The 6,000-nt window shown below is 41.1% G+C and carries 5 protein-coding genes; 4 read left to right on the top strand and 1 reads right to left on the bottom strand.

The features are described 5' to 3' along the window. On the bottom strand, nucleotides 1–1,471 hold a 1,471-nt coding region (gene priA, locus TOL9009_RS39405), incomplete at its 3' end, for a replication restart helicase PriA (RefSeq protein ID WP_084763225.1). A gap of 784 nt (nucleotides 1,472–2,255) precedes the next feature. Here priA and TOL9009_RS0116030 point away from each other — a divergent pair. The 4 genes from TOL9009_RS0116030 to TOL9009_RS39400 all read left to right on the top strand — a co-directional run bounded on the left by TOL9009_RS0116030 (nucleotide 2,256) and on the right by TOL9009_RS39400 (nucleotide 5,679). Continuing rightward, nucleotides 2,256–3,419 (top strand): RpoD/SigA family RNA polymerase sigma factor, encoded by a 1,164-nt coding sequence (locus TOL9009_RS0116030; protein ID WP_029633688.1) that lies wholly within the window; start codon nucleotides 2,256–2,258, stop codon nucleotides 3,417–3,419. A gap of 134 nt (nucleotides 3,420–3,553) precedes the next feature. After that, on the top strand, nucleotides 3,554–4,042 hold the full coding sequence (locus tag TOL9009_RS0116025) for a GNAT family N-acetyltransferase (RefSeq protein WP_029633687.1): 489 nt from the start codon (nucleotides 3,554–3,556) through the stop codon (nucleotides 4,040–4,042). Between the two features lie 231 nt (nucleotides 4,043–4,273). Next, nucleotides 4,274–4,612 carry a cytochrome c6 PetJ gene (petJ, locus tag TOL9009_RS0116020; protein ID WP_029633686.1) on the top strand — a complete coding sequence of 113 codons (339 nt, stop codon included), beginning with the start codon at nucleotides 4,274–4,276 and terminating at the stop codon, nucleotides 4,610–4,612. 236 nt (nucleotides 4,613–4,848) lie between these two features. Further along, entirely contained in the window at nucleotides 4,849–5,679 is an 831-nt protein-coding gene (locus TOL9009_RS39400; RefSeq protein ID WP_038297169.1) for a tetratricopeptide repeat protein, read from the top strand. The last annotated feature ends 321 nt before the right edge of the window (nucleotides 5,680–6,000 follow it).

The following is a 6,000-nucleotide window of genomic DNA, read 5'->3' as shown; positions in this document are numbered from 1 at the left end:
CTTGTCCCCCTTGTCCCCCTTGTCCCCCTTGTCCCCCTTGTCCCCCTGCCCCCTGCCCCCTGCCTCCTTCTCTGACGCTCAACCAACTTTCTAAGGAAGGCGTCGCGGAGCCTAAAATTAAGGGACAATTTTCTAATTCGGCTCGCCATTTAGCGACGGTTCGAGCGTGGTAGGTTGGGATAGGTGAGTCTTGTTTAAAGCTGCTGTCGTGTTCTTCGTCTAAGATGATTAAACCCAAGTTTGGCAAAGGTGCAAAAACGGCGCTTCGGGTGCCGATAACTACTTGCGCTTCTCCTGTGAGCATTTGGCGCCAGGTGTCGTAACGTTCACCGTCATTTAGAGCGCTGTGATAAACGCTGACTCTGTTGCCAAATCTAGCGCGAAAGCGATCGGTTAATTGCGGTGTAAGTCCAATTTCTGGAACTAAAACTAAAGCGGATTTATTTTGATTGAGTAGAGGTGCGATCGCTTGCAAATATACTTCGGTTTTTCCCGAACCTGTCACTCCATGCAATAAAACTTGAGCATATCCATTTAGTTGATTTATTGTCGCTAACGCTTGGGATTGAGCTATTGTTAATGATTTCGCTTGGTCGGCTAATATTCCACTCGCAGGAGTTTCGCTTCGCAATATTTCCCGTTCTTGAATTACAATATAACCCTTTTGTTCTAAGATTTTGAGGATAGAAGAACTTGCGCTACAAAGTTGTAATAATTCATTTTGCCATAATTCGCCGCCTTGTCGCCGCAATACTTCTAAAATTTCTCTTTGGCGAGTTGTTAAGTCACGATCAAAGTTACTTCCTACCATTGTGACTGCTTTTTGCAGCTTTGGTCGAGTTAATCGCGGCGGTTCTAAATAGCTTTCTACCATGCCGCATCGCGATAATTCGCGTACTCCTCGATATGCGCCCTTGACTTTTTGTTGAAGGTAGGTAAAGCTGTAATCTCCTGCTGCTGAGGAACGCAGAAGCTCTACAATTTGTCGCGCTGCATTCGACAAGAAAGCTTCAGTAGCCAAAGAATCTAGGGATGTGTCTTTTAAAACCAAACGGATACGCCGTTGCGATCGCCCTAATAATCCGGGAGGTAATGCGACTCGTATCACTTGGATCAGTTGTGTGTAATAATACTGCGACACCCTTTCGATCAATGTCCAGTAATTATCTTGAAAAAAACCGCTATGAATTACATCTTCGACATCTCTAATTTTTTCTCGTGGTATGTCGGCGCTAGGTTGTGTTAATAATCGAATGGCGATCGCTCCTAACTGTTGCGCTCCAAATGGCACACTTAAAATATCTCCTGGTTGACAAATTAACTGAGGTGGCAATCGGTAAGTAAATAAACCTGAGCTTCCTGGACAGTCAACCAGCACTTCGATCCACCGTTCAACAACTTTGCTCGATTCGTATAAATTACCCGGTTCGGCTACTACCAATGGAAATAAACTTACGCCATTACTATACATAGCTTTTGAATTAATAGACTGTTAGAACGCATGTGCGTTTTGGTCAGAATTCCCCTGACTAAGTTAACTTTAACTTTTCAAATTTATTAAGACGAATTGTATTTCGCAATACTTTTCCCTCTTATGATACTTGATAAGTTTCCTCTTATGTAATTTATCCGTCAAACTAATCTCAACTCAAGACGAAAATAAATATTTAATGTTCGATCTAAAAAAAAATCAAATCATCTTCGCTTACTCCTAAAAGCTGTCTTCATATACTAAGTAAGGTATAGGGCTTTTCCACCTATTGATAGATATTCAGCTCTGTCAGTATATGGGATGCTGTAATTTAGAGAGATATAGCTCAAGTTAGATAGCTCAGATATTGGTTTTTTCATTCATAAACTGGCGGCGGTTACATTAACCGAGAAAAAAGACTCTGAAGTCTGTAATTAGTACTCAGCCATAAAAAATAAAAATATAGGAAGATTTAAGGTTTAAGGATGATTACCGAAAATATTTATATTTGTTAAGGTTGAGAAAGTTTGAAAATTTGACAGATTTGCTAATAAAGAAAAGAATGAGGAATATATGTGTTGAAAATGTAAGCAGATATTTGAGAGTGCAAATACCAGTATTGATTTTTGAATTATATGTAACAGGAAGTATGAAATGAAAGATACAGACTGAATGTCACTTTCAATGAGACATTAGCAGAAACCTATATTTTGCTATAAGACAGGTGCATTTGTTCTGATGTGAAAACTACCAAACCTCAAGAAAAAGCAGCTGTCATTTAATTATGTACCAAACAAAGCAACAATCCCTTAAGGAAACTATGAATATTGCTGAATTGGGAACAATGGAGATACTAGTAGAAAATGCTGTTGATAGTGAAATACCACTCGAACTAGAAGCAGTAGCAGATGAATATACAGCGATCGCGGAAATGGAAACAGATGAACGCGATGGCGATCAAATGGCAGCAGCGCGACCGTCCGGATATAATAAAACCGAGCATGATGATGCTGTCGGCGCATTTTTTAAAGAAATGGCGCGTTATCCTTTACTCAAAGCCGAAGAAGAAGTAGAATTGGCGCGGCGAGTGCGGTTTAATGAAGAAGTAAGAGAATTACAAGTTTCGTTAAGCGAAAAACTGGGTGAACAAGCTACTAAAGAAAAAGCCGCATCCGAACTGGGAATGACAGAAAAGCAACTAGAAAGTCGCTTGTATCAAGGCAGAGTAGCGAAGCGAAAAATGATTCGCTCAAATCTCCGGTTGGTAGTGTCAATTGCCAAACGATATCTCAATCGCGGAGTACCTTTTTTGGATTTAATTCAGGAAGGGGCAATGGGGTTAAATCGCGCTACAGAAAAATTCGACCCAGATAAGGGTTATAAATTTTCGACATACGCTTATTGGTGGATTCGACAAGCAATTACGCGAGCGATCGCTAATGATGCGCGGACAATTCGCTTACCAATCCATATTGTTGAAAAACTTAACAAACTCAAAAAAGCGCAACGCGAACTCAAACAAAAACTTTGTCGCAATCCCACAGAAGCGGAAATGGCAGAAGTTTTAGAAATACCTTTGCCACAACTACGTCAACTACAACAACTACGCCGTCAAGCACTTTCTCTCAATCACCGCGTCGGTAAAGAAGAAGACACGGAATTGATGGATTTGCTAGAAGACGAAGATAATCAATCTCCCGAAGCAAAAATGAATGAAAACATGATGCGTCAGGAGATTTGGGAAGTTTTGGGTGATGTGTTGACACCACGAGAAAAAGATGTGATTTCTCTACGGTATGGTTTGACTACCAGCGAACCGTGTACTTTAGAAGAAGTAGGCAATATGTTTAATTTGTCTCGCGAACGAGTGCGACAAATTCAAAGCAAAGCCATGCGAAAATTGCGGCGCCCTCATATAGCTAAACGTTTGAAAGGTTGGTTGGTATAGAGACGTTCCGCCGGAACGTCTGTACTAAAGGTACGCAGTTGTAGAGACGTTCCGCCGGAACGTCTGTACGGGAGTTAGGAGTCAACGGTCATCGTACTATTGACTTTGGACTATTAACTCTGGACTATTGACTAATGACTTTTGATAACGACTTAATTTTGCGGTTTGCTGAACCAGCAGATTGCGCTGTGCTGTTTGAGTTAATTCAGGCGTTGGCAGAGTATGAAAAATTATCTCATGCTGTTACTGGTAATGCTGAATCTCTGAAAGAGCATTTATTTGGTACTAAGTATATTGAGGCGATTTTAGCAGAATACGCAGGGCAAGCTGCCGGCTTCGCTCTGTTTTTTCATAATTATTCAACATTCCTCACTAAGCCAGGAATTTATTTAGAAGATTTGTTTGTTTTACCGAAGTATCGACGAAAAGGTATTGGCAAAGCTTTGTTGACAAAATTAGCTCAAATAGCTGTGGAAAGGAATTGTGGACGGTTAGAGTGGAGCGTTTTGGATTGGAATGAGCCTGCGATCGCATTCTACCGCAGCATGGGAGCCTCTATTTTAGATGATTGGCGAATTTGTCGGGTTACAGAAGAAGGGTTGAAGAAATTGGGGAGTGGGTAGAGACGCGATTAATCGCATCTGTACAATGTTAGTGGGGAGTGGGGGAAGCGTGGTGTGGTTAGGATAATTCTTCACAACTAGCAACTAACCACTAACAACTAGCAACTAACAACCAACAACCAACAAAACCGCGAAGTATGACAGCCCGTCATTTGACTACAATAACCATGAAGCTCACAATTATGAAGGATATTGAACTAAACAGTCCTTTTTTTGCAGAGAGAACACGGGATGAAAAAGATTCTTTCGGTATTGTTGTTATGCGTAACAATCTTTACCTTTACCTTCAACAGTCCAGCTTTAGCAGATGCAGTCAGTGGAAAGAAAATTTTTGCCGCTAATTGCGCTTCTTGTCATGCTGGTGGTAAAAACTTAGTTAATGCTAAAAAAAATCTGAAGAAAGAAGCTTTAGATAAGTATGGCATGAACTCCGCAGAAGCGATTATTGCCCAAGTTACAAAGGGTAAAGGTGCTATGCCTGCTTTTAAAGGTCGTTTAAAACCAGCTCAGATTGAAGACGTAGCTGCTTACGTGTTGGATCAAGCTAACAATAAAAACTGGAAGAAGTAAAGTTACCAGTTGTAGAGACGCGAAATTTCGCGTCTCTACAGGAGTCAGAATGCAACGTTTGGGGTTTTTGTTGCCACCTGTTTATGTTAAGGAATGGGGTACAAAAACGCAGTTTATTTATCCCACGCAAAGCGTAACATAAAATGCAGGATTCTGGCTCCTGAATCCTTTCTTGGTAAATATTCTTTACCTAGTGCTGCATGTTTTGCAAAAAAATTAAATTGGGAGATTTGTTTATGAATCGCTGCTATCGATTCATTCTCAGTTTTGTGATGGCGATCGCTCTCAATTTTGTCACTTTCAGCGCTGATGCTGCACCGATTGCTAGTGATTTGTTGAAGTTGAGTGTAGAGAAGATGCAACGCGGCAATTATCAAGAAGCAATTCCAGATTTAACTGAAGCGATTCAGCTTGAAAGTAATTTTGCCGCAGCTTATAGCGATCGCTGTCTTGCGTATCTTCAATTACAAGATTACCATAGTGCGATCGCAGATTGTACACAAGCGATAAATTTTGCTCCGAAGAATGCTGAGGCTTATTTGAATCGGGGATTAGCACGCTACAGACAAGGTAATTATTTGGATGCGATCGCAGATGATAAACAAGCGATCGCTCTCAAACCCCATGATTTTCGAGCTTACTATAATCGCGGCATCGCCACTGCTATGTTAGGGAATCAACAACAAGCGATCGCTGATTATAATAAAGCTCTGTCAATAATTCCGCAGAACTTGCAAGCTCTACAAGCGGATATATATAATGACAGAGGATTAGCGCGGTTAGAGTTGGCAAATTTGCCAGCAGCGATGCTCGACTTTGATAAAGCAATTCGTCTCAATGCCAATGATGAGCGAGCATACTTTAACCGAGCGTGCGCTTGTACGAGAACCGGAGATATTCCTGGTGCAGTGCGCGATTTTTCGGAAGTAATTCGACTTAATCCGAGTAATGCTCAGGCTTATGTTAATCGCGGAGTTGCCCGACATTCGTTAGGATACCACGAAGCGGCGATCGCTGATTTAGAAAAAGCAGCTCAACGTTTTGGCAAGAGAGAGAAAGTAGCTTAGGGTTTGCTGAAAAACTCTAAAAAGCGAATTTAGATGCCACACAGTATACAAAATGGTAGTTTCGGAGGTTGGTTTTCAAATTCACCCTACAATTTTCCACCAAAATGCAGGGATTTTGAGACGGATAATGCCATAGGTTTGCACCTGCTTGGAATAAAAAGGATTGAAACTCTTATTTGGAAGGGGTTATAGCTATATTCAGCAAGCCCTAGCTTATCAAAAAACTCTTGATATCCTTAAAACTGTGCAACGACAGATACCATCGGGAGCCGAGATTGCTCTGCTTTAATTTAAGTATTAAGCTTCCCTGCTCTAAAGAGA

The organism is [Scytonema hofmanni] UTEX 2349 (genome assembly GCF_000582685.1).
Lineage (GTDB): Bacteria > Cyanobacteriota > Cyanobacteriia > Cyanobacteriales > Nostocaceae > Hassallia > Hassallia hofmanni.
The sequence above is the reverse complement of the archived record's forward strand: the minus strand, read 5'-3'. Positions and strand labels throughout refer to the sequence as shown.

Coding starts and splice junctions, on each gene's coding strand:
- TOL9009_RS39400 (WP_038297169.1), top strand. CDS start 4,849: ATGAATCGCTGCTATCGATTCATTCTCAGTTTTGTGATGGCGATCGCT.
- TOL9009_RS0116025 (WP_029633687.1), top strand. CDS start 3,554: ATGACTTTTGATAACGACTTAATTTTGCGGTTTGCTGAACCAGCAGAT.
- petJ (WP_029633686.1), top strand. CDS start 4,274: ATGAAAAAGATTCTTTCGGTATTGTTGTTATGCGTAACAATCTTTACC.
- TOL9009_RS0116030 (WP_029633688.1), top strand. CDS start 2,256: ATGTACCAAACAAAGCAACAATCCCTTAAGGAAACTATGAATATTGCT.